This window comes from Tissierella sp. (assembly GCF_031460495.1).
In the GTDB taxonomy this organism is placed as follows: Bacteria; Bacillota; Clostridia; order Tissierellales; family Tissierellaceae; genus JAVKTS01.
Genome location: NZ_JAVKTS010000005.1, coordinates 84375 through 108519, shown reverse-complemented (window position 1 = coordinate 108519; position 24145 = coordinate 84375). Strand labels below are relative to the sequence as shown.

21 protein-coding genes and 1 pseudogene are annotated in these 24145 nt (G+C 32.3%); 3 read left to right on the top strand and 19 right to left on the bottom strand.

Annotated elements, in window-relative coordinates; all coding sequences use genetic code 11:
- Positions 1 to 645 precede the first annotated feature (645 nt).
- Positions 646 to 2100, top strand: coding sequence for a nicotinate phosphoribosyltransferase (locus tag RIN63_RS12595; RefSeq protein WP_310445089.1), 1455 nt, complete (start codon positions 646 to 648; stop codon positions 2098 to 2100).
- A 45-nt stretch (positions 2101 to 2145) separates the two neighbouring features.
- Here the strand turns inward: RIN63_RS12595 and RIN63_RS12590 are convergent, their stop codons facing one another.
- The 9 genes and pseudogenes from RIN63_RS12590 to RIN63_RS12550 form a co-directional block, all read right to left on the bottom strand.
- Positions 2146 to 3315 (bottom strand): DUF4129 domain-containing protein, encoded by a 1170-nt coding sequence (locus RIN63_RS12590; RefSeq protein ID WP_310445088.1) that lies wholly within the window; start codon positions 3313 to 3315, stop codon positions 2146 to 2148.
- A 2-nt stretch (positions 3316 to 3317) separates the two neighbouring features.
- Positions 3318 to 4394, bottom strand: a complete 1077-nt coding sequence (locus RIN63_RS12585; RefSeq protein WP_310445087.1) for a DUF58 domain-containing protein — start codon at positions 4392 to 4394, stop codon at positions 3318 to 3320.
- A gap of 2 nt (positions 4395 to 4396) precedes the next feature.
- Positions 4397 to 5344 carry a MoxR family ATPase gene (locus tag RIN63_RS12580; RefSeq protein ID WP_310445086.1) on the bottom strand — a complete coding sequence of 316 codons (948 nt, stop codon included), beginning with the start codon at positions 5342 to 5344 and terminating at the stop codon, positions 4397 to 4399.
- 132 nt (positions 5345 to 5476) lie between these two features.
- A complete protein-coding gene (locus RIN63_RS12575; protein ID WP_310445085.1) occupies positions 5477 to 6859 on the bottom strand; it encodes a tryptophanase in 1383 nt (460 codons plus the stop codon).
- A 128-nt stretch (positions 6860 to 6987) separates the two neighbouring features.
- Complete coding sequence (locus tag RIN63_RS12570) at positions 6988 to 8412, bottom strand: 4Fe-4S dicluster domain-containing protein (RefSeq protein WP_310445084.1); 1425 nt, start codon at positions 8410 to 8412, stop codon at positions 6988 to 6990.
- 65 nt (positions 8413 to 8477) lie between these two features.
- A complete protein-coding gene (locus RIN63_RS12565) occupies positions 8478 to 9659 on the bottom strand; it encodes a SpoIIE family protein phosphatase (protein WP_310445083.1) in 1182 nt (393 codons plus the stop codon).
- Complete coding sequence (locus tag RIN63_RS12560; RefSeq protein WP_310445082.1) at positions 9652 to 11322, bottom strand: [Fe-Fe] hydrogenase large subunit C-terminal domain-containing protein; 1671 nt, start codon at positions 11320 to 11322, stop codon at positions 9652 to 9654. Before RIN63_RS12560 ends, RIN63_RS12565 begins: the two co-directional genes overlap by 8 nt.
- A gap of 17 nt (positions 11323 to 11339) precedes the next feature.
- Positions 11340 to 11603, bottom strand: a pseudogene (locus RIN63_RS12555) ((2Fe-2S) ferredoxin domain-containing protein); the annotation flags it as partial.
- 16 nt (positions 11604 to 11619) lie between these two features.
- Positions 11620 to 12273, bottom strand: coding sequence for a redox-sensing transcriptional repressor Rex (locus RIN63_RS12550; RefSeq protein WP_310445081.1), 654 nt, complete (start codon positions 12271 to 12273; stop codon positions 11620 to 11622).
- A gap of 306 nt (positions 12274 to 12579) precedes the next feature.
- Here RIN63_RS12550 and RIN63_RS12545 point away from each other — a divergent pair, with 306 nt between their 5' ends.
- Both RIN63_RS12545 and RIN63_RS12540 read left to right on the top strand, forming a co-directional pair.
- A complete protein-coding gene (locus RIN63_RS12545) occupies positions 12580 to 13902 on the top strand; it encodes a hypothetical protein (protein ID WP_310445182.1) in 1323 nt (440 codons plus the stop codon).
- Positions 13899 to 14048 (top strand): hypothetical protein, encoded by a 150-nt coding sequence (locus RIN63_RS12540; protein WP_310445080.1) that lies wholly within the window; start codon positions 13899 to 13901, stop codon positions 14046 to 14048. Before RIN63_RS12545 ends, RIN63_RS12540 begins: the two co-directional genes overlap by 4 nt.
- 150 nt (positions 14049 to 14198) lie before the next feature.
- Here the strand turns inward: RIN63_RS12540 and RIN63_RS12535 are convergent, their stop codons facing one another.
- From RIN63_RS12535 to RIN63_RS12490, 10 genes are all read right to left on the bottom strand, one after another.
- A complete protein-coding gene (locus RIN63_RS12535) occupies positions 14199 to 15383 on the bottom strand; it encodes a hypothetical protein (RefSeq protein ID WP_310445079.1) in 1185 nt (394 codons plus the stop codon).
- A 182-nt stretch (positions 15384 to 15565) separates the two neighbouring features.
- Positions 15566 to 16180: a V-type ATP synthase subunit D gene (locus tag RIN63_RS12530; protein WP_310445077.1), complete on the bottom strand. Its 615-nt coding sequence runs from the start codon at positions 16178 to 16180 to the stop codon at positions 15566 to 15568.
- Positions 16181 to 17566 (bottom strand): V-type ATP synthase subunit B, encoded by a 1386-nt coding sequence (locus RIN63_RS12525; protein WP_310445076.1) that lies wholly within the window; start codon positions 17564 to 17566, stop codon positions 16181 to 16183.
- An 11-nt stretch (positions 17567 to 17577) separates the two neighbouring features.
- Positions 17578 to 19350, bottom strand: a complete 1773-nt coding sequence (locus tag RIN63_RS12520) for a V-type ATP synthase subunit A (RefSeq protein WP_310445075.1) — start codon at positions 19348 to 19350, stop codon at positions 17578 to 17580.
- Positions 19343 to 19966, bottom strand: coding sequence for a V-type ATP synthase subunit E (locus RIN63_RS12515; protein ID WP_310445074.1), 624 nt, complete (start codon positions 19964 to 19966; stop codon positions 19343 to 19345). Before RIN63_RS12515 ends, RIN63_RS12520 begins: the two co-directional genes overlap by 8 nt.
- Before the next feature lie 11 nt (positions 19967 to 19977).
- Positions 19978 to 20283: a V-type ATP synthase subunit F gene (locus RIN63_RS12510; RefSeq protein ID WP_310445073.1), complete on the bottom strand. Its 306-nt coding sequence runs from the start codon at positions 20281 to 20283 to the stop codon at positions 19978 to 19980.
- A gap of 1 nt (position 20284) precedes the next feature.
- Positions 20285 to 20707: an ATP synthase subunit C gene (locus tag RIN63_RS12505; RefSeq protein ID WP_310445072.1), complete on the bottom strand. Its 423-nt coding sequence runs from the start codon at positions 20705 to 20707 to the stop codon at positions 20285 to 20287.
- A gap of 15 nt (positions 20708 to 20722) precedes the next feature.
- Complete coding sequence (locus RIN63_RS12500) at positions 20723 to 22660, bottom strand: V-type ATPase 116kDa subunit family protein (RefSeq protein WP_310445071.1); 1938 nt, start codon at positions 22658 to 22660, stop codon at positions 20723 to 20725.
- Positions 22660 to 23715, bottom strand: coding sequence for a V-type ATPase subunit (locus RIN63_RS12495; protein ID WP_310445070.1), 1056 nt, complete (start codon positions 23713 to 23715; stop codon positions 22660 to 22662). The genes RIN63_RS12500 and RIN63_RS12495 overlap by 1 nt, the downstream gene beginning before the upstream one ends.
- Before the next feature lie 10 nt (positions 23716 to 23725).
- Positions 23726 to 24043, bottom strand: coding sequence for a hypothetical protein (locus RIN63_RS12490; RefSeq protein WP_310445068.1), 318 nt, complete (start codon positions 24041 to 24043; stop codon positions 23726 to 23728).
- Positions 24044 to 24145 lie beyond the last annotated feature (102 nt).

Sequence of the window (24145 nt, the reverse complement as noted above, 5' to 3'; positions counted from 1 at the left end):
TCTCCATTGAAACTTTTTACTTTATTTTTCATTTTATGATTAAAATAGAAAATCTGGGTATAATATAAATACATATATCACACAAATATTTTATCAAGGTACTTGACTAAAGTATAGAAGTGATATATAATTACAACAAATAGAACTTTAATTATTCCCAACTTAAATGCTTTTCATTTCAATTAGTAGTTAGTACAATTGTATTTTAGTAGTATGAAGGATTTTAAAAACTGAATATGTAAAATTAGTAAATGCAGAAAAATTTCTGTATATTGTCCAAGATTTAAAGATTGAAGTTAGAAGAAGCGTAAAGAAGCTTCTTGCATTGTAAGTGTTAAGGTTTCTAAAGTAATTAGCAGTAAAGAAGTATTAGTTGTAAAATCAGTAAGGTATGTAGGTAAAAGATGGGGTAAATGAAAACACCGCATTAGTCTAAGATTAAGGAGTGTAGTAAAGTATTGGAGTTAGTGATTGAACCAAAATTAGTATGTTGGGATAGTTGCAAAAAGTTCTATTTTAAATGATGGGTAGTTTCTGATGATAAAGAAATTGCCCATCTATTATTTTTTGTTTTTTTACTTTATTGCACTTTTCTTGACTTAGGTCTATAATTAGTGTAATGATATTTACAAAGGGGATATATTAATGATTAGCTTGGATTGGAAAGATAGAAAAAATCTTACTATGTTAGCTGACTTCTATGAATTCACTATGGCCAATGGCTACTTAGAAAATGGCATGGATGATCAGATTGCGTATTTTGATATGTTTTTTAGGACAATACCTGATGATGGCGGTTTTGCTATTATGGCTGGTGTTGAACAACTCATTGAATATTTAAGAAATCTTAAATTTAACGATGAAGATATAGCATATTTTGAATCTAGAAAGATTTTTGGCGAGAAATTTTTAAATTATCTAAGAGATTTTAAATTCAAATGTGATGTCTGGGCTATTCCAGAGGGAACTCCAATTTTTCCTCAAGAACCTATAGTAACAGTTAGAGGCCCTGTGGTACAAGCACAGCTTGTGGAGACTATGATTCTACTAACAATAAATCATCAAAGTTTAATAGCTACAAAGGCCAATAGAATAGTCAGAGCTGCTGATGGTAGAACAGTTATGGAATTCGGCTCTAGACGAGCTCAGGGATATGAAGGTGCCATACTTGGAGCTAGAGCTGCATATATTGGGGGATGTATAGGTACTGCAAACACCATAGTAGATAGAGATTTTGATATTCCAGCCTTAGGCACTATGGCTCATAGTTGGATTCAAATGTTTCCTACCGAGCTAGATTCTTTTAGGGCATATGCTAGATTATACCCTGATAACTGCACTCTTTTAGTAGACACATATAATACTTTACGGGAAGGTATCCCAAATGCAATAAAGACATTTAATGAAGAAATAGTTCCCCGTGGTTTTAGACCAAAGGGCATTAGAATCGATAGTGGAGATATTGCCTATTTATCTAAAGAAGCAAGAAAAATGTTAGATGATGCTGGATTCCAAGATTGTATTATTGTAGCATCTAATTCTTTAGATGAATATGTTATAAGGGATTTATTGACCCAAGGAGCAAGAGTTGATTCCTTTGGTGTTGGAGAAAGGCTAATAACTGCAAAATCACAGCCTGTTTTTGGTGGAGTATATAAATTAACTACAATAGAAGAAAATGGAGAACTAATCCCTAAAATAAAGGTTAGTGAAAATGTGGGGAAAATTACTACACCTGGATTTAAACAAGTATATAGATTGTTTGACAAAAAATCAAATAAGGCCATTGCTGATGTTATTACTCTCCATGATGAAATCATCGATGAATCAAAACCATATGAGATATTCCATCCTATTTATACATGGAAGAGAAAGACCTTGACTAATTTCTACGCTAAGAAGCTTTTAGTTAAGATATTTGAAGAAGGAATTTGTATTTATGAAAATCCTAATATACATGAAATACAACAATATTGCAAGGATCAATTAAATTTAATGTGGGATGAGGTTAAAAGATTTGAAAGACCTCACAGATATTTCGTAGATTTATCTCCAAAACTATGGGAAATTAAAAATGATTTATTAAAAAAATACCAATAGCAAATAAGTTTAAAAATCGGTGCCAGGCACCGATTTTTAAACTTATTATAATTTTTTGTATAGTTTTTCCATTTTTTCTACTGTTGGCGAATCTACTTCTTTATCTCCATAGCGACTCTCAATATATATTTCTCTTAGTTCATCTATATCCCCTTCAAGTACTTCTCCTGCCTTTTCATTTACTTCTAAGGATGTATCTGATTTTAAAAGTTCTATATTTATCTTTTTTAGTTTTTCTAAGTACCTTCTATAATAATATCGTATTTGTTCTTTTCTTTCACTTGGATATTTCTCTCTTCTAATTCTTCTTTTCTTTTTCTTAAGATCCTTTATATTCTCTCTTTCTTCAGTATAATCTATAGTACTATCACCATTTCTAGTAAATAATTTATAGATTATATAGGCTAGAAGTAAAATCAAGACTACAAGCATTATTTTTGAAAATACTTTAAATAATTTAAAAATTCCACTATTCATCATATTTTCAATTTCCTCAGGAGAAATCTCACTAATTGTTTTTGTTGTTTCTTCCTGAGCATAGTCTAGGGCTGTTTTTTTATTTGACTCTGAGGACAAATCAAAGTTACGAAGTAATAGATAAATAGGATAATATATTGCAGTAATTATCTTATCTATTACATCTACTATATTGCCCCTTAGCTTTTCAAAAGTCGATATGACAAAGCCTACTGACATAAATCCCAAATATACAAAATTAGTTTTCCTTATCTTCTTAATATCCATATTTGCATCTAAATGTCTCATTAACCTATTTAATAGTATTGAGGATAATAGATACATTATAATAAAAAATAATGCATATCCTATTGAACCTGAAAAATCAAGTAACAAAGATCTCATGGCTATTGTTAGTACAAGGACTGTATAACTTATCTTTAATTTATATAGGTATTGATCATAATTCACACTAAGCAAAGATTTCTTGATATATAAATATAGCATAAAGGCCGTGAAAACTATGAGGAATATGGCTGCATTGCTATTATAAAACTTTAGAGGAAGAAATAATAATAGAATAATCCCCTCAAAGAATATTGATTTCTTGTAGCTCAGCGCAAAGGTTGTGGATACAAAAAGAGTCCAAAGAAATATTAATATCATTTCATTTATAGGAACAAAGGCCACATACATAAGTACTAAGGAATATATAAATGATATTAAGGAAATTAATTCAAGTAAAATTAAATCTAACATAATTATTTACTCCTATACTTAATTATTTTATTATTTAACTGCTCTAAATGCTCCCCTTCTAGGGATATGACCACAACTCCATTTACTGTCCTACTTAATTCATTAATAGGATCTATATAAGTCTCCAATATCCTAGGTGTGATAATTACTATTGTGCTATAATTTCCTTTGCTTTTTCCTATGTCTTTCAATGTATTCTCAAAAAAGAAGGGTACCTTATAGTTTATTTTCCCTAATACCTCCAGTAAATTAACAAGATGACTTTGTCCTAATCCTGGATGATAAAAATGACCTCTTACATAATCAGGATTTTTATTATATTCATTGTTTGCAATGCCGTAGGGTATTTTTATATCCTCAAATTCTTCTATTACTCCCCTGGTGATGGATATGGCATTTTCTATTAATCCTTCTTCTACTGGTTTCCAACAAGGCTTCATTGTTTCCAGATTTAATACTACCATCACACTATTATCCGTAGTAAAATCAAAACTTCTTACCATTAGGTTTCCATATTTTATGGATGATGGCCAATGAATATACCTCTCAGGCTCATTGCCAGTATATTCTCTGATACCAATGGTCATAAGCGGGTCATCTATTATCCATCTCTTTACTGATATATCCCCACTTAAGGCTCCCTCTGGAACAATGTTTTCTGAAAGCTCCAGTTTCTTAGGAAATACTATTACTTCATGATCCAGTTTTATTTGCTTCTTATGGGATTCAAGGCCTACAAAGTCCCCTAATGTAAGAGTTACATCTTTAATGGAATAAAGACCTCTCTTTTCTGCTATTAATTTATATGTCCTTTTTACCCTTTGATAGGGCATTACAAATAGAGTATAGGTGTTTTGCTTTTTATGAAATCCTGTAGGAAAAAGTTCGTCTATTCTCAGAAAGGATACTGATAATAAGCTTAAATTCTCTACTATAGATTCAATATCTATTCCATCTCCAATTTCAGCTGTTTTCTGTCTTATTTCCATTCGGTAATTTAGATTTGTAAAACCATAGCTCAAAGCCACCATGTTGATTACATAGGTAATACCTAATAAAGCTACTAAGAACCAAATCATAATTATACCTGTATATCTTCTAAAGGAACTTCTACTGTCTCTATTATTCCCTTAATCAATTCCATTGCTTCTTCTATATTATTTACACCACGAGCTATTATCCTATGGTTTAGCACATATGGAGCCATGGTCTTTAAATCCTCTGGTAGTATATAATCCCTTCCCTGAATAGCTGCATAGGACTGACAAGCTTTAAATAAAGCAATAGATCCCCTAGGACTTACTCCTAGTTTTATATTATCCTTATTTCTAGTTTCATTTACGATATTTACAAGATAATCCATTACATCCTCTTGAATAGTTACCTTTGATACATTGGAAAATATATAGTCTAATTCTTCAGCTTTCATTATTGATCCAATACTGTCTAAAGGATTTCCTATATTTTTTTGAATTATAATCTTCTCTTCTTCAAGTGTAGGATAACCTAATTTTATACGCATAAAAAACCTATCTAATTGTGCCTCTGGAAGTGGAAATGTACCAAAGGACTCAACTGGATTTTGTGTAGCTAGTACCATAAATGGCATATGTAGTTTTCTGGTCACACCATCAGCTGTGATTTGCTTCTCCTCCATGGCTTCAAGAAGTGATGATTGTGTCCTAGGTGTTGCTCTATTTATTTCATCTGTAAGCACTATGTTTGAAAATAAAGGACCTTCTCTAAATTGGAAATCTCCAGTTTTCTGATTGTAAAAGTTAATTCCAGTTATGTCCGATGGAAGTAAGTCTGGTGTAAATTGAATTCGCTTAAATGGTAGATCTAAGGTCTTTGAAAAAGCCTTTATCATCATGGTCTTTCCCATACCTGGTATATCCTCTAATAATACATGTCCCCCTGAAATAAAGGATACAATGATTAATTCAATCTCCTCTTCCTTACCTATGATTACTTTCGATACATTGTCTACTATTTTATCCTTAAAATCAATAAATCTCTGTAAATCCAAATAAATTCCCCCTTTTTCTGAATATTATCAATACATAAAAATTATATCCTATATTACCTAGATAAAACAAGAAGATAAAAAATAAGTTTAAAAATTGGTGCCTGGCACCAATTTTTAAACTTATTGTAAAATTTATTTAATTGGCTCTAGATGTGCTTGGAAATGTCTTAGTACTGGTGGCTCCCAAGTGATTCTATAGCCCTTCACAGTGCTAGCTCTTTCTTTAATTGCAATAAGTGCATCTGCCATTACATCAAAATGAGCTTGAGTATATACTCTTCTTGGAATTGCAAGTCTAGTGAATTCAAATTCTGATTCTAATTGAATGCCTGTATCTGGATCATTGCCTAGCATATAAGAACCTATATCACAAGTTCTAATTCCTGCTTCTCTATATAATTCTACTGCAAGTGCTTGTGCAGGGAATTCATTATATGGAATATGAGGGAACATTGCTCTTGCGTCAACGAATAATCCATGTCCTCCTACTGGTGATTGATAAGCTATACCAGCATCATCAAGTTTTGAAGCTATATATTCAAGTTGACCAATTCTATATCTTAAGAAGTCCTCATCAAGTCCTTCATATAATCCTATTGCTAAAGCTTCCAAATCTCTACCTGCAAGTCCTCCATATGTGGAAAAGCCTTCAAAGGAAATACAATTTGCTTTAACTTTTTGGAATAATTCTGTATCATTTTTAATTCCAATTAATCCACCCATATTTACAATAGCATCTTTTTTAGCACTCATAGTAAACATATCTGCATAACTGAATATTTCTCTAATAATATCCTTTATACTTGCATTCTTAAATTCTTCTTCTCTTTGTTTAATGAAGAAAGCATTTTCTGAAAATCTAGCAGCATCAATATCTAGTGGTATATTATATTTTTTACAAATAGCCGCTACATCTCTCATGTTTTGAACTGATACTGGTTGCCCACCAGCAGAGTTGTTTGTAATAGTCATAACCACTAGACCAACATTTTCTTTACCAACTTCGTTTATAATTTTTTCTAATTTTTCAACATCCATATTCCCTTTGAAAGGAACTCTAATACTTGGATCCTTTGCCTCTGCTACAACACAGTCGATTGCTCTAGCACCAGCTAGTTCTACATGAGCTCTTGTGGTATCAAAGAACATATTAGAAATAGCATATTTACCTTTGCATAGTAAAAGAGGAAATACTACCTTCTCTGCTGCCCTTCCTTGATGCACTGGTTGAATATGTTCATAATTAAAGATATCCTTACCTGCATCTAAAAGATTATAATAACTTTTAGCTCCAGCATAGGATTCATCTCCACGCATGATTCCTGACCATTGCTCTGAACTCATGGCATTTGTCCCACTATCAGTCAATAAGTCGATATATACATCATCTGATTTTAGATTGAATAAATTATAATGAGCCTCTTTGATTCTCTCTTCCCTTTCTTCACGATTTAGAACCTTGATAGTTTCTACCATCTTGATTCTAAATGGTTCTGGTATGTACTTAATAGCCATTAAAATTCCTCCTTTATAATTTATAAATATAACTTAATGATATCCCATTGTTAATCTAATTGCAATGGAAAAGCTAGTCTATTTCCCTATAAAAAAATGCTAACCCATGTAGATTAGCATTTTCCACCCTATTTTAACAGACTAATTGCATCCTTAATTGTTTTTTCTAAGGCTTCTCTCCCATATTTATCCACTTCGGATTTATTTTTATCCCCATGGGTCAAGCACCCTGCACCACCTATGCAGCCTCCAGCACAAGCCATACCTTCAATGAAGTTACCTATTGGAACACCCTTGGATGCTTTTAAAAGTGCCATTCTACACTCCTCAATGCCATCACAAGCTACTGCTTTTAGGTCAAAATCCTCTATTCCTTGTTCCTTCAGACCTTGAGCAACAGCATCTGAAAGACCACCACTACGGGCGAATATACGACCATAATATGAGGAATTATCTAAAACATCCTCAGAAAGGGTTGCAATATCTATATCTTTGCTATCAAAAAGTGCCTGTAATTCTTCAAAGGTAATTACACTATCTACATACTTTAATATCTCTGGTTTTTGAAACTCCATTTTCTTCGCAGTACAAGGTCCAATAAAAACAACCTTTGCATTTGGCTCTCTATCTTTTATATATTTGCCCATAGCTACCATAGGAGATGGATTATGGGAAATATGCTCTATCATTGTTGGAAACTGCTTATTGATATAATCAACAAAAGCAGGGCAACATGAGCTTGTCAAAAATCCCTTTTCAATCAGCTCTACGGTTTCATCCCAAGCTACCAAATCTGCTCCAAGGGCAGCTTCAACTACAGTATGGAATCCAAGTACCTTTATTCCACTAATTACTTGACCCAGCTTTGCATAGGTAAACTGACTGGAAATAGAAGGAGCTACTACAGCATAAACCTTATAGTCTTCATTGTTTTTGCTTCCCTTAATAAGTCTAATTACATCTAAAATAAAGGATTTATCAGAAATAGCACCAAAGGGGCATTGATATACACAAGCACCACAGGAAATGCATTTTTCATTGTCAATTTTTGCTTCTCCACCTTCTGCCATGGTAATAGCCTTAATCTTGCAGGCATTTTCACATGGTCTCTTTTCATTGATAATGGCACCATAAGGACAAACCTTAGCACAGGCCCCACAATTCACACATTTTGATTTGTCAATAATAGCTCTTTGCTCACTATCAAAGATAATTGCTCCTAGTTTACAAACATCTTCACATCTATGAGCGAGGCAGCCTCTACACACATGAGTTACTTCAAAGCCACTGGCAGGGCATTCATCACATGCAATATCAATTACCTCAATAACATTAGGATTTTTACTATCTCCTCCCATAGCCAAGTTAACTCTTTCACTTAGTATAGCTCTTTCTTTATATATGCAACAACGCATAGAAGAATGATTTTTTGATATAATCTTCTTATGTAAATCATTTATAGATTCCAATAGAGAGTCGTTCCAAGCTGCCCTTCCCACTTCTCTAAGTACCTTGTATTTTAAATGTTGAATTTTAGTATCGAATTTTCGCATAGTATGTACTCCTTCATATTATAGTTACAGTTTCTCACTGTATGTTTATAATTCGTATTTCCTTGTTAGAAATAGCTGACTTTTATATGCTTGCCCATTTTTTTCAAGCAGTCTGAAAGCTCCTTTACCAGCTGCATTTTTATACTAAAGTTAATTGGAAGCCCTGGATTCTGATGGGCAGGGTTCACTGCTCGTCCCACAAAAAAATTTATATCTGTAGAATCCTCAAACAAAATTCTTGCAATCTTGGAAGCTCCATCTCTTTTATAACCCCAGTCAACATAGGACCCATTATCCTCTAAATAATTTTTTGCATAGTATAAAACCTTGTTTATTGTAATTACTCCCTCTGTCACCAAATCTACACCTTCTATTTCTCCTATTGCAGGTATATCAGGATCATCATATTCCATACTTACCTTCAGAGGCTTATCTAAATATTTTGCAGCAATTGATGAAGTTGTACCACCACATACAATATGCTTTCCTTCCTTTGAGAAGAAAAGAGACATCATCTTATCACAATCCTCCCTATTAGAAGGAGGTCCAATTATTAGATTAACTGACTCCCTTTGTCTAATCCTTATAGTACATGCGGTAGTATCATCTCCCAGCTTACCTCCATATAGCCTATAGCATTCATCAAGGAGAATAGTATTTAAAGTCTTAGCTGTGAAGCCCACATCATAGAAAGACTCCATATAAGAAATTATATTTTCTCGCTTCCATCCAAAATCATAGGACATACCTGGCCCTACTCCTGCATGTATGGCTCCATCACTAACAGCTATCAAAATATCATTTTCCTGTAAAGTTGTTCTGGCAAAATTAATAGACTTTTCCTCTATAACTGAAGTCATAAATGGAATCTCCATGTTTTTACCATTCCTAATCAAAATTATATCAGGACTATCATATTGAATGATCTCTACTTCATTATTAGGCATAATACGAATAATTGTAAAAGTAGAATAAGCAAGATTTCTCACTGAACAGATTGGTAGGGCTGCAGCAATGGTCCTCACACAATCTTCAATGGGAAGGTTCTCAGCTATCATACGAGAAATAATCGTAGATGTTAGAGTGGAAAGTATACTTGCCTTTACTCCACTTCCTAAACCATCTGCAAGAACTATAACTATGGATCCATCCTGCTGTTCTATCATTTCAACATGATCACCACATATTGAATTCTTATATTTTGAAAGACTATGATAACCTATATCTGCATAAAGATTGCTAATCATCAGATATCGTCTCCTTTAATCGTGTCAATGCTGTTTGAGTGTCAGCTGCAGTTTCACCTAGTAAATATGCTATTTCCTGCACAATTTTTAGTTGTTTTTCCACTACTTTATCAGCAATATCAGCTGCCTGCCTACGGGTTTCCATTTTCTTCTCGGTATTTCTTATCTCTGTAGTCACATCATGCATGATGCAAATAAACATATGATAATCTCTGTTATATACAATAGTTCTATCAACATAGGATTTATATTCTGCAAGATATATTCGATCACTATAAGTCTTTTCATGACAAGCTCGAACCTTACTAAAATCATCAGGATCTAAAATTCGTATAACAGGCTCACCTAATACATCAGACTCCCGACGAATATTCATGATCTTACATGCAGCAGTATTGATTTTTTGCACCTCCAAATCGTCATTTAATACTACAATGGCATTAGGAGAATTGCGGATTACAGTATCTGAAAAACACTCTGCCTTATCCATCATATAAGGTAAACACATGGAAAGCTCTGCTTTACCTTGAATTACAGCAATAGCTTTTTCACGACAACTATTGTATCCACAAGAACCACAATTAAGCTCACTTGTAGGAGATGATTTTCCCATTTTACCAAGTATATCCTGTATTTCTGCTTCACTTGGCATAGAAGCCTTACGACCAATAGCCTCAATATATTTATAATTATTAATAATATAATTCACTTCAAAATCATGGCTCCCTGCATAAGTAACTACCTCTTTATAGTTATGGATTGGTTGATTATGAAATTTCTCCATAACTGGGCCACCAATACAGCTACCAGTGCAAGCTGACATTTCAATAAAACAGTTACTTAATTTACCGCTTTCTATTTCTTTCAAAGCAGTTATACAGTTTTCCACTCCATCAATGGCTAAATATGTATAGTCGCTATCTTCCTTATCCATAGTCTTTAATATACCTCCAGCAATGGGAAAAAGTCTTGCACGACTTTCCTTAGTAGAGTCCTTTTCTGGAGTTAATTGGATTCCATTCTTCTTAAACAAACCAGATAATTCTTCAAAGGTCAATACTGCATCAACGGCCCCTGCATAATGATTAGCCTCATCCTTCTTGGCAATACATGGACCTATGAATACTGTTTTTGCATTAGGATATCTCTTTTTAATATCCATACAATGTGCCTGCATAGGAGAAATAACTTGAGATAGATAAGGAAGCGCTTTTTGATGATGCTTTTGAATTAGAAGGTTCACACTATGGCAACATGAAGAAATAAGAACTTCAGGCTTTTCCTCTCTCAAAATTCTCTCATATTCCTTTTTGACCACAGTTGCCCCCAAAGCAGTTTCCTCTGCTGCAAAGAATCCAAGCTCCTTTAGGGCTTTTTCAAGAGAAGCTATACCTACTCCATTATAATTGGCAATAAATGATGGCGCTATACTTGCTATAACAGGGTTTCCTTCTGTAATCAAGACCTTAACCTTTTCAATATCATCTGTGATTTCCTTTGCATTCTGCGGACATACAACAAAACATTGCCCACATAGAATACATTCATTCCCTACAATGATTGCTTGTCCTGCTGAAAACCTAATGGACTTTACTGGGCAATATCTAATACATTTATAGCAGTTCTTACAGTTGGACTTTTTTAGTTTTAAAAACTCTGCCATACTTAATCACCTCAACCTTATACAAAATATTTCAATACCTCATCCTCAAAAAAGCTCTCAGCAGTTTCTGGAGTTACAGAAAATAGCTTATCATCTAGATTAACACTAACTCCCTTTTGGCAATTACTCATACAAAATGTACCTGAAAGCTCTATACTATTTGTTAGTTTGTTTTTCTCAATTAAATCCTGTAACTTCTCTACAACCTGCCTTGACCCTTTGATATGACAGGAACTGCCTATACATATAGTAATTTTCATAAAAAAACTCCCTTCGTATTTATAATTTTTATAAGGACTACTTCCTTTCCTTTAGACTTTCCCTTAAATGTTGTGAAAAAATTGCCAAAGATGCCGATGGATTTTCGTCATGAATAAAAACATCATCTGGCACATCCAATTTTGCTAAAGTAAAATTCCAAATAGCACGAATCCCACAACTTACTAGTAAATTACATATTCCTTGTGCTACATCTTCAGGTACTGCAATAATTCCAATATGTATATGCATACGGTGACAAAGATTCCCTAATTTTTTTAGAGGAAATACTTGTGTATCAGATACTATTGTTTCAGTTAAGTTCTCTTCTGTATCAAAGGCAGCTACAATATTCAATCCATATTTTTCAAATTCTCTAGCTGCTAATATGGATTTTCCCCTTGATCCTAGCCCTATAAGAACTGCTTCCATTGTATTATTATAGCCTAGATAATCTTCAATATCTTCAATCAACTGATCTACTACAAATCCAGTATTGGGCTTTCCCTTAGTTGTACAAACAGCTGAGATATCCTTCCTTACTTGTACATCATTTAATTTCATAGCAGATGCAATACTTGTAGCAGATATTGTTCTTATACCATTCTTTTGACTATCCTTCAGGTATTGAAGATAATATGGTAAACGATGTAAGGCTTGAACTGTAATATAAGGGGTCTTTTCATTGTTCATTTCCTAGCACCTCCTTTCAAATTAAATATCACGATATCGATATTGTAATATCTAGTTAAATATTTGTCAATATATGAATATAATTAGTTGCTTGAAAATTATATATTAAAACTTTTTTGCGACAAATTATGACAGTATATAACTTTAAATGGCGGAAAATGTAGGAAATAAAGTCTTGACGGGAGCTATTGTAAAATGATGTAATATACTTAACAACAAGAATATTCACATAATAAATGACAAATGATAATTGCTTTTGCAAATATCAAAAGTTAGTTATTAAATGGAGGTGGTGTGTTGGGCAGTGTGGAGGCAGAGACAACCACAGGGGAAGATTTAAGAAGAATACGTCAAAGCTTAAATATCAGTGAAGCTGATATTATAGGAGGTGGAATCGAAAAAGATTTATTAAACTTAATAGAATCTGATGCAACTCCCCTAAAGACAGATGACGCTAAGATAATTTGTAAGAGTATAAACAAAATTCTGGAAGAGAGAAATATGGATTTAATTGTGGATGTAGAAGATTTACTTAATCCGCGTCGATATGAGGCAAAGGAAAAAGTAGAAGTGTACATTTCTCAGTTGGACAAGCATAGGGTAGAAAAAGACTATGTAATTGACCCAGATGACTTAGATGATTTAGAATTTCTTCTCAATGAATATGATCTAGTGGATAAGAAGATTAAGGCCTATGAAGTAATAGGAGATATTTACTTTAACTCTAGAGATTATGAAAAAGAATACGAGTATATGCTAAAGGCTTGGGAGCTAAGGACTAGATACCCTAAGAGAAATCAAAACTATAGAATAATGATCAAATTAGCTAGTAATTATATTGATAGAGGAAAATATGAAGATGTAATAAGAATATACCAAAATGCTCTACTAAACGCTGAGACAATACCTAATAAGTATTTGATCCATATCTATTATAATTATGCCTTAGCCTATTATAGATTAAAGATGTATTCAGTTTCTTTAGAGATAATTTCAGATCTATTACAATACTCCATGACAAAGGATTATGATCTATGGAGAAAGACTTACATCCTAGAAGGTGTATGTTATCTTGAAATGGGCGAGTATGAATCAGCTCTCAGCAGCTATACAAAGGCTCTTCAAGTTATAACTTTTACAGGATATAGCGATCTCAAATATTTAATATATGCTAATATAGCCGAAGTCTATACAAAACTAAAGGATGAAAATCGTGCTCAGCAGTATATAGATGGCATATTAAAGGATATTGATAAACTGGATAAAGATGGAGAGCGATACTGTAAAATTTGCCACGGATTGGCTACTGTATATGAATCCTTAGATAATCTTGAGAAAGCTGTAAATTATTATAAATTATCTCTTGAATATGCAAGCAAGAATAATCAACAGAATTATATATTGAAGAATATCACAGCTCTTACAGAATTAAATACTAAAATAAGGGTTGAAAATATCCATACAATACTAGAAGAATATAACAGCATTATAATATCAAATATTAATGCTTACGATGGCTTGTTGGCAACCTTTAAATCCTTAAAGTCCTATATTCAAAACAAGGAATATAATGGACTGGAAAAATTAATTGATAACATAATAAAATATCAAGGAGGAAAAAGTATATGAAGATGAAGAGAAGATTAGTAAGTATAGTATTGATGTTGGTTTTATTATTCACTCTATCCATAGGAGTATTTGCAGGCGATGATGATGGCCCTACTAGACCACAATTTATACGTCGTTCAATTATTACGGACCCAAATAGACCATAATTTCAAAATTGCTTAAATCAAGTAACTTGAAGAATAATAGAGGGAATTTGTAAAAAAACACCAGAAGAATATTTTATTCTTCTGGTGTTTTTTATATTAGTTAATACATACTCCATATCATACCACTCCCATTTAATATGTATTTTAATCCTAGGTAGTAATCCTCTCTTTAATCCAACTCCCTAGCATCAATTCCATATCTGCCTCTCCTCGGATTGGATAACTATTAGATAGTTTTTTCAAATCCTCATAATGCTTTAGAGCATGATCACTATTTTCATTATAAAAGTATTCATAAGCCATCAATAGTCTTTTCTTGCTAATCATATACTTAGCGGATTTAATATACTTCTTAAGTTGCTTATCATACAATCTATCAATAAAACTCTTATCACATTCTCCTATCAATTCTAGGAATATCCGTTCACAATTAATTTCAAATCTATATAATGGTATTAATTTGCTAAAATGCGGTATAAAAGAATTGATACATTTCCTTGCATTATCAAAATCCATATTATCTAAATGCCAATTAAATTCCATTAACCTAATACTAGTATTTAGAGGATTAGAAATATCTGAATCTGGCTGTAATTCAAACAAGCTAAAATCCATATCCTTAATTCGCATACCTTTACTTTGTAGTCCATTTACTTTCAGTTGAAGGTAGAAGCCCCTTTTAGCTTCCTCATCTTTTAACATGGATATAACATTATAAGCATCATTGACAATACCGCCAATCTTCAATGGAATTCCATTAGTCAATACTGCAATAATTCCAGCCATCCCTGTAAGTACCAATATTGCATTAAATGGAAAAATGATATTTTTTATAAATATTACAGATAAAATGCTTAGTGTAGACACTATAAAGTTTATTATAACTCCACCAAAGTTATATATTACAAATGGAAATTTTCCATCTATTAAATCTGGTGGCATCATTAGGCATTGTCCTGCTGTTCCAGGTATGTTAAACTTCTTTGCTTTTAATTTTCCATCCTCTTTGACTACTGTAAATGATCCTATTCTAAATGATACAAAGGAGTATCCTGTAATCAATCCAAATATCAGATGACCTGCTTCATGGATTATTATGTGGAACAAAAACCCAATGAAGAATATTAACAGCAATCCATAAATTCTAATTAATTCAATAAATAAACTATCGTGTTTAATATGTGTAGACATAAAATCTCCAAAACACATAGCGAAAACGAATCCTATTATGAAGCAGACAGTTAAAAAGATAACACTTGAAACTATAGCTTTGAAATGTTTTTTAAGTTTTTTCTCTTTATTATTAATTTTGATATCATAACCCCCTTTAAACATTAAGTCTTATTATACATCATCTAATAAGGAAATGCATTTGATTTTAAAGAGATTTCTGCTAAATGGGCACAGCTAAATAGATTCAAGCATAGGCAAAAATTATCGAGTCGGAGGGGACAGCCCCCTCTGATTCAAAAAACTACCAGAAGAATCTCCATCCTTGTGGTAGTTTTTATATTAGCTTACTTCTTCCCTTTAACCTTCTTCAGTCTAAAGAAGTCTTCTCTTTCCTTTTCTTCCAATACTTCTTCTATATACTTAATAGTAGTAGTATATTTTGGGATTTGTATCTTATCTAGAGCATTGGCTCTTTTTTGGGTCTTTTTTATTTCCATTGCTAATTTATATACTGAATTCTCTATCTCTGCCAGGTCATAAATTAGATTCCTTATCTCTGTAAAATTTAATACTGCTTTATCAAAGGCTGGATTTGTTCTAAAAAATCCGTATTCTGTAGTAAAAGTAGTCTCTTCCCTTTTTATAATAGGAACTTCTACTCCCATTACAGATTTAAACAATATATTAAAATCCTGTTCTTTTTCTATAGAGCCTGCTATTTCTTCTACAGATTCAGTACCCATAGTTATATTAGCCAATTTTAACGCTTCATAGGCATCTTTAAATTCTATGTCTATTCTCCCTTGTAACTCACTGGCTTTATCTATTAAAGACATCATTTCTCTTATGAGAACTGTTCTTTTTCTATCTAATAATTCGTATCCTTTTTTAGCAAATTGGAGAGAGTTCTTAGATTTTATTAAATTTGCCTTTGTAGGCGTCAATTTATATACTGCCATTTAATCACCTTGTTTCATATACTTTTCTACTAAGGTTGGATTTAATCTGTCTAATTCTTCTTGAGGTAATAATGATAATATTTTCCAAGACAAGCTTAAAGTATCTTGCATATCCCTATTTTCATTGTATTTTTGAGTAACAAAATGTTCCTCAAAGGCTTCACCAAATTCCATATACTTCTTATCCTTATCTGACAAATCATCTTCCCCTACAATCTGTGCTAAAGCTCTAATATCTTGAACCCTAGAATATGCAGAGAATAACTGGTTAGCCACATCAGGATGGTCTTCCCTTGTATATCCTTCACCTATACCATCCTTCATAAGTCTTGATAATGAAGGAAGTACATTTATTGGAGGATAAATATTCTTTTGATTTAATTCCCTCGATAATACTATTTGTCCCTCAGTTATATATCCAGTCAAGTCTGGTATAGGATGAGTTATATCATCATTAGGCATTGTTAGAATAGGAATAAGTGTTACAGAGCCTTCCCTATCCTTCAGCATACCTGCTCTCTCATACAAAGCTGCTAAATCAGAGTAAAGATATCCTGGATATCCCCTTCTACTAGGCACTTCTTCTCTCAAGGAAGATACCTCTCTTAGAGCCTCACCATAGGATGTTATATCTGTCATTATAACCAAGACATGTTGGTTTTCTTCAAAGGCTAGGTACTCAGCTGCAGTAAGAGCACATCTTGGTGTAATTACTCTTTCCATTATTGGATCATCTGCATAGTTAATATACATTACTACTTTATTTTGTACCCCTGCCTTTTTAAAGGCTTCCTTAAAGAAAAATGCCTCATCATGTTTTACACCTATGGCTGCAAATACTATGGAGAAATTATCCCTTTCTTCTCCATTTACCTTAATCTTTGCCTGTCTTACTATTTGAGCTGCAAGTTCATTATGAGGTAAGCCTGAACCTGAAAATATAGGTAACTTTTGTCCTCTAATCAAAGTTATAAGCCCATCAATGGAGGATATTCCCGTTTGAATATAATCCCTTGGATATTCTCTAGACACTGGATTTATAGGTCTACCATTTACATTATAAAAATTATCGGAATATATATCTCCACCATTATCCATGGCCATTCCGATACCATTGAAGGTTCTCCCAAGTATATCTTTAGATAGAGGAATCTCAAATGGTCTTCCTTCAAAGCTTACCTTTGTATTATCTACTGAATGTCCCAAGGTAGATCCAAATACCTGTACAACTACCTTATCTCCATCTATTTTAATAACTCTACCTATTTTCTTTTCACCTAAATTGTTTTCTACCTGCACTATTTCACCGTATCCAACTGCATGAACTTTTGATAGCTCTATTAAAGCTCCTTCTACTTTGTCTAATACTAAATATTCCTTTTTCATTGCCTCACCCACTATTTAGAATAATCTAATTCTAATTTATTGTAAAAATCATTGATCATATTGTTAAGTTCTTGAATCTTATCTATATCTTCGTTGGGTACAGTGTATTTCATCTTTATAATTTCACCATAAAGCTCTCCATTCCTTACTTGAGAAATAGGGATATTCTGCTTTACAGCTTGTAATCCTCTTTCATATAACAAATCTATTGTCTTTAGCATTTCTATTTGCTTTTCTAATGGTACATAGGTATCTTCCTTGTGGAAAGCATTTTGTTGTAAAAACCCAATTTTTATAACTCTTGCAATTTCAAGGATTAGCCTTTGATCATCTGGTAATACATCTTCACCAACTAAAAGAACAATTTCCAATAGCTTACTTTCTTCAAATAAAAGTCTTAGCATCTTTCCTCGAAGACCTTCTACATCTTGATTTAATCTTATTTCATAATAATTCTTTAACATATCCATATATCCACTATAGCTATTTAACCAATTGATGGCTGGATAGTGTCTTGAATATGCTAATTCTCTATCTAATCCTAAGAATACATTAACAAATCTCTTAGTATTTTCTGTAACTGGCTCAGAAAAATCTCCTCCTGCTGGAGAAACTGCTCCTATTATAGTTACAGATCCTTCATCCCCTGAAAGAGCCTTTACATATCCTGCCCTTTCATAGAATTGAGCAAGTCTAGAAGGTAGATATGCTGGATATCCTTCTTCTGCTGGCATTTCTTCTAGTCTTCCTGAGATTTCCCTTAAGGCCTCTGCCCAACGGGAAGTTGAGTCTGCCATTATGGCTACATGATAGCCCATATCTCTAAAATATTCTGCCATGGTAATTCCTGTATATATACTGGCTTCCCTTGCAGCTACTGGCATATTAGATGTATTAGCAATAAGAACCGTTCTTTCCATTATTGGCTTTCCAGAATGTGGGTCAATTAGCTTAGGAAAATCCTCTAGTACTTCTGTCATTTCATTTCCTCTTTCACCACAGCCTATATATACTATAATGTCTGCATCTGAAAACTTTGCAAGCTGATGTTGAGTCATAGTCTTGCCTGTACCAAATCCTCCAGGTATTGCTGCTGTTCCTCCCTTAGCTATAGGAAAGAAAATATCCAATACTCTTTGTCCTGTGACCAATAGCTTATCTATAGGTAATCTTTCTGCCACAGGTCTTGAAATTCTAACAGGCCATTCTTGATACATCTTTAGATAATGTTTTTTACCAAGATTATCTTCAATCTCAACAAGGTCTTCTTCTATATTGTGTTTCCCTTCTTTTACTAACTTAGTGACTTTGCCTTCTACTCCTACAGGTACTAAAAGTCTATGGGTAATTAAAGAAGTTTCTTCTACAGTTCCAAATACTTCTCCTTCTTTTAGATAATCACCAAGATTTATTTTTAGCTGTACATCCCATAGTTTTTCTTCGTCAATGGATATAAGACCTATACCCTCTGGTATAAAGCTACCAAAATCGTCCCTTATTTTCTTTAGAGGTCTTTGAATACCATCAAACATATTGCCAAGCATACCAGGTCCTAACTTTAGGGAAAGAGGTTTACCCGTTGATACTATGATTTCTCCCCTTTTTATACCTTCAGTTTCTTCATATACCTGTACTGTTCCCTTATCTCCATCTATGGATATGATTTCACCAATTAATTTTTTATCTCCTACTAATACCATTTCCCTCATCTTAAATCCAGTCATATTTTCTCCAAGTATTACTGGACCATTTATCATAGCAATTTTACCCGTCAAGTTATCCATTTAATTCACCTGTCTTTTCTAGGGATGAATATAATCTCTTACCTATCAAATATCGATTTTCATCAATAATAGTCTTAAAGCTACTATCTAAATTATAGCTTTCATATTTCAATATAAATCCACCTATAATATGGTTGCTGACTATATCAAAGATTATATTCTTGCCATATTCCTTACCTAATTTAAGAATAAAGTCCTCAAACCTTAGTTTATCTTCTTCAATTAATCCTATAGTTACCTCTTTTTCTTCCATATCCTTAATTACATCCTCAATTCCGTGAAGAATATAGTCCTTATATTCTTCAGTAGATGTGAAGCTTCTCGCTTTATCCTCTAAGGATTTAATCAAGTCTCCTAAGGCCTCTTCCTTTTTTATGAGAATAGCATTTCTATCCTCTTGATTATACTTTGATAGTAATTCGTTTTTTTGAATTTCTGCTAAAAGTCTTCTTCTCTCAATTATTTCTTCTTTCTTGTTTTCAAGCTCTATTTTTTTACTTTCTAATATTAATTTATTATTAGCTTCTAATTCTTCAAGGGCTTTTTTACTTCTTTCTTCTTCCTCTTTAAATATCATTTTATAAAATATATCTAATTTATCCTCAAGAGTAATCATTGAATCACCACCTAAATTTTTATGCCTATGGATTCTTTTACATATCTCATTATAAAATTCTTATCCCTTAGGCCCGTTCTGTCTGGAATAGTAGTTATAACTTGAGTACTTCCTATTCTCTTAAGTTCTAGTACCTTTTCTTTCATTTCTTCAAATATCTTTTCTGTTATAATAATAATCCCGATATCTGGATCTTCAACAGCCTTAGAAAAATGAAATTCAACCTCTTCTGTGCTTTCTGCCAAAACTCCATCTATTCCCGCCAGCCTAAGACCTAAGATAGTATCCTGATTGTGGCTTATTAGGAAGGACTTCATATTATAACCTTCCTATTATTAAGATAGATACTATAAGTCCATAGATTGCAATACCTTCTGCAAGACCTACGAATATTAAAGTCTTACCTAATATACTTGAATCTTCAGAAACTGCTCCTAATGCTGATGATCCTACTACAGCAACTGCATAACCAGCGCCTAAAGTTGCTAAACCTGTTGATAATGCTGCTGCCATAAATCCAAGACCTGCTCCTGTTGCTGCACTAGTAGTTTCTGCATTGATTGTACCTGGCACTAAAGTAATTATAGCTGCAACAAGGATTGGTAAAAATACAAATAAGTTTACTCTTAAAATCTTTTTAAGTGTCTTCCTATTACCTTCTATATTCTTGTAAATCATAAAAATTCCTGTTCCTATAGTCATTAAAACCATTAAAGTCGTTGATATTAATATAAATTCCATTTCTTTTCCTCCTAATTATTTAATATTTAAAGGGTTAAATTCTTTACCCTCACCTTTGTAATACCTGCTAAATAGTTCATAGTATTGAAGTCTTAGACCTTGAATAAATACTATGACCCCTTCCATTCCAATGATAATAATATTACCTATAATCATAACTATAATATTTCCAGTCAGAGTTCCAATCATATGACCTATTGTTTCAAAAGCTACCGCTAAGCCTACATGTGTTAAAGCAAAGGCTCCTACTCTAATGAAGGACACTGTACCACTTAACATGCTTAGCAATGTTTCAACAATAGAAAATACGGATTCAATATAGTATCCACCAATATCTTCTCCATGAAGTGGTCGTTTACCCATTACTAAATGAGTAAGAGGTTGTTTGAATACCATTGCTGCTACACATAGTAAGATAATCACCACTCCTACACCAATAGGAAGTATAGGTTTCCCAATGAGATTCCCTCCAACTAATACAAGCAAACATAGATAAAATATAAATCCTGCTAATCCTTCTTTGCCGAACAAGCCTTCTTCCATGTCTTTTCTCTTATAACTATTAATCATTCCATATATATAAGATACAAGTATCAGCACAATACCTACAAGTATGGCAGATATTAGTACTGTATTAATATTTTCGAAAGGTTTAATCAAAAGAGCTGGCAATAGAGTTTCTATTCCAAATACAGCACCATATAAAGTTCCAAACACCATAGAACTTAGTCCTAGTCTGGATAGTAGTCCACCAAACATCTTGTTTTTACGACCTAGTAATATACCACCTAAGAGTAATATTAACCCTTGTCCTAAGTCTCCGAACATAGCTCCAAATAAAAGCATATATGATAGAGATAGAAATGGAGTAGGGTCTAACTCATTATAAGAAGGCATGCCATACATTTTAACCAAGGATTCAAATGGTCTAAATATCCAATTGTTTCTAAGCTTTGTAGGAGGAGTAAGGTCTGAGTCATCCTTAAATATCACTAGCATATCTTTATATGCATTAAGGATTTTTCCTATGCTTTCCTTATCCTTATTAGAGACCCATCCTGAAAGATAGAAAAACTTATTTGATCTAGCCAATTCTTCTTTGATACCTTCTATTTTTCCCTTTGTCTTTAGCTGATTTAATATAGTTGAGATATTATCTCTATGTTTCTCTTTTAAACTAATTAATGTTCTATCTAAAGAATTTATTTCTTTTTCCAGTTCTTCTTTCTTGTTAAATAAATACTTGGTTATCTCTTCAGGTGTCCCAGAATAGTTATCTGGTATCTTAATTTCTTTAAAGTTAAGAGACCTTAGTATTCTATTCATTTCTTCTCTCATACTTGAAGGATATATAGCTAAATATGCTTCTCCTTCTTTTCCAGTTCCAGTATGAAGAATAACTGCTAATATATTTTCATAATTTTTCTTAAGTTTTATTCTATCCTCTTTTGACAATATCCCAAGTGTAAAATCAAAATAAGAAAGATTTCTCAAATCATCTATAGAAATATTCATTCCATTAGTCTGAGATAAGTTCTTATAAAATCCTTGAACCCTTTCTAGATCTTCCTTAGCTGCCTTTAGCTTTTCATTAGATTCCTTTACCTCTTCATATATATTGCTAAATTCCTTAGACATTTTATCTATATCTATATTATCTTCTAAATTAGGTTCCTTATGTTTAAATTTTATATCAAAAACTTCCTCTAGCTCTTCACCTCTTTTTAGAAGTTCTTCATAGTTTTTATCCTTTGAAAAAGATGTAATATAGTTTAAATCTATTACCTTTTCTAAATTCTCATTCTCTACTTTAAAGACAAAACTATTGTCTTCTATTTGTGACAATGCAGATACTAATTCTACTTTACCTGATAGAATTATATCTTTTAATACATTATCCACATCTGAGATGTTTCCGATGACATTCATCATAGTCATCTTTTCAACAGACATTACTCATCACTTCCTTCTACTTTCATAACTAAGTAATCTTTCGTTTCTTCCATAGTTAATCCATATTTTTTTGCCTCTAATATTGAAATAATATCTCTAATCTCATACTCTAAAAGATGAATATATGCCATAGACAAATGAATGTCTAATTTAGCTTTTTTAAATGCATCTAAAAACTTATAATGCAGATACCTTTGCATTCTTCTTTCCATATATAAATCTACATCTTTTTCAGTATCAAACAAGAAATCATATTGAGTTTTCAATACTATTTCCTTAAGTTCTTCTACATTGGAATAGCACATCTTTTTTATGTCCTTATATTCAAATTCATGTCCATTAGGCAATGCAAAATTAATTAGCTCTTCAGGTAGTAAATTATAAAATTTAATTCCTCTATATATCCATTCAATATTTAATAAATCTACATTTGTACCTAATATTTTTTCAAATATTATTCTATCTTCTTTTTTAAGACTTTGGGATTTGGATTTTAATAAGCTAAAATATAGTCTATCTAAGTTCATTTCCATATAAAATATTATCTTAGAATGCTCTTCATTTTTATAAGGGTTTAATACATCATAGTAAATAGTTCCCCTTAAATTTTCAATAAACTCTTCCAAACTTGAAGAGCTCTTTATTGCCTTTATATCAAAACTATAATATTTTCCTTTTAATAAACTTAAATTCTGTATTTTATCCGTATTTTCTTTTCTCTCCAACATCCTAAGAAACAGCTTCAAATCTTCGATTTCATGCCTTAACATCAAGCTTCTAAAAAAACTCCTATAGCTATCTGTAAAATATTTTATAATCTTTTCAGATTCAGCGATTAGGTGGCGTTTTAACTCAATTTCAACCTGCTGAATATTGTCTGATTTTTCTATTCTACTCAACTCTTCTTGATAGGCGGTTTTTTCTCTCAGATAAGCTATTTGCGCTTCTACATTTTCCTTTTCCATTAAGATAATATAGTCTTTTTTCTCTAATACTTTTGTTCTCAAGACTCTTATTTTAGTATTTATAGCTGCAAATCTTCTTTCACCGCTCATGAATATCCCTCTATTCTTTACCTTTAAATAAGTTCTTCCATAATTCCTCTACTAATTGGTCCTTATTTTTCTTGTATACATCATCAATACTGTTTAGAGTCTTCATATCCATAGACTGCATCTGTTTTATTTCCAACTCTCCATTTTTAATGACTTCATTATAAACTCTTTCTCCCTCTAACCTACCTTCTTCCATATAGTTTTTTTCTAATTCTTGAATGGCTTCCTTTAATTCTTTTTCCTTATTCTCTATAAGCTCTTCAGTCTTTAACTTCATCTTCACTGTTTCCTTATCAATATTTAAAATATTATTGATAATTTGATCCATAGTACATCACTCCTTGACTAATCTATTATACTCCTCATTTTTTTAATGTAAATCTAGACAATGTTCAGTTTGTTTCACAAGAATGAACTTTTATCAAACATC

Coding starts and splice junctions, on each gene's coding strand:
- RIN63_RS12570 (WP_310445084.1), bottom strand. CDS start 8,412: ATGCGAAAATTCGATACTAAAATTCAACATTTAAAATACAAGGTACTT.
- RIN63_RS12590 (WP_310445088.1), bottom strand. CDS start 3,315: ATGTTAGATTTAATTTTACTTGAATTAATTTCCTTAATATCATTTATA.
- RIN63_RS12500 (WP_310445071.1), bottom strand. CDS start 22,660: ATGTCTGTTGAAAAGATGACTATGATGAATGTCATCGGAAACATCTCA.
- RIN63_RS12585 (WP_310445087.1), bottom strand. CDS start 4,394: ATGATTTGGTTCTTAGTAGCTTTATTAGGTATTACCTATGTAATCAAC.
- RIN63_RS12495 (WP_310445070.1), bottom strand. CDS start 23,715: ATGAGCGGTGAAAGAAGATTTGCAGCTATAAATACTAAAATAAGAGTC.
- RIN63_RS12515 (WP_310445074.1), bottom strand. CDS start 19,966: ATGATTACTCTTGAGGATAAATTAGATATATTTTATAAAATGATATTT.
- RIN63_RS12490 (WP_310445068.1), bottom strand. CDS start 24,043: ATGGATCAAATTATCAATAATATTTTAAATATTGATAAGGAAACAGTG.
- RIN63_RS12535 (WP_310445079.1), bottom strand. CDS start 15,383: ATGTTTAAAGGGGGTTATGATATCAAAATTAATAATAAAGAGAAAAAA.
- RIN63_RS12530 (WP_310445077.1), bottom strand. CDS start 16,180: ATGGCAGTATATAAATTGACGCCTACAAAGGCAAATTTAATAAAATCT.
- RIN63_RS12595 (WP_310445089.1), top strand. CDS start 646: ATGATTAGCTTGGATTGGAAAGATAGAAAAAATCTTACTATGTTAGCT.
- RIN63_RS12505 (WP_310445072.1), bottom strand. CDS start 20,707: ATGGAATTTATATTAATATCAACGACTTTAATGGTTTTAATGACTATA.
- RIN63_RS12510 (WP_310445073.1), bottom strand. CDS start 20,283: ATGAAGTCCTTCCTAATAAGCCACAATCAGGATACTATCTTAGGTCTT.
- RIN63_RS12540 (WP_310445080.1), top strand. CDS start 13,899: ATGAAGATGAAGAGAAGATTAGTAAGTATAGTATTGATGTTGGTTTTA.
- RIN63_RS12520 (WP_310445075.1), bottom strand. CDS start 19,350: ATGGATAACTTGACGGGTAAAATTGCTATGATAAATGGTCCAGTAATA.
- RIN63_RS12575 (WP_310445085.1), bottom strand. CDS start 6,859: ATGGCTATTAAGTACATACCAGAACCATTTAGAATCAAGATGGTAGAA.
- RIN63_RS12550 (WP_310445081.1), bottom strand. CDS start 12,273: ATGAACAATGAAAAGACCCCTTATATTACAGTTCAAGCCTTACATCGT.
- RIN63_RS12565 (WP_310445083.1), bottom strand. CDS start 9,659: ATGATTAGCAATCTTTATGCAGATATAGGTTATCATAGTCTTTCAAAA.
- RIN63_RS12525 (WP_310445076.1), bottom strand. CDS start 17,566: ATGAAAAAGGAATATTTAGTATTAGACAAAGTAGAAGGAGCTTTAATA.
- RIN63_RS12560 (WP_310445082.1), bottom strand. CDS start 11,322: ATGGCAGAGTTTTTAAAACTAAAAAAGTCCAACTGTAAGAACTGCTAT.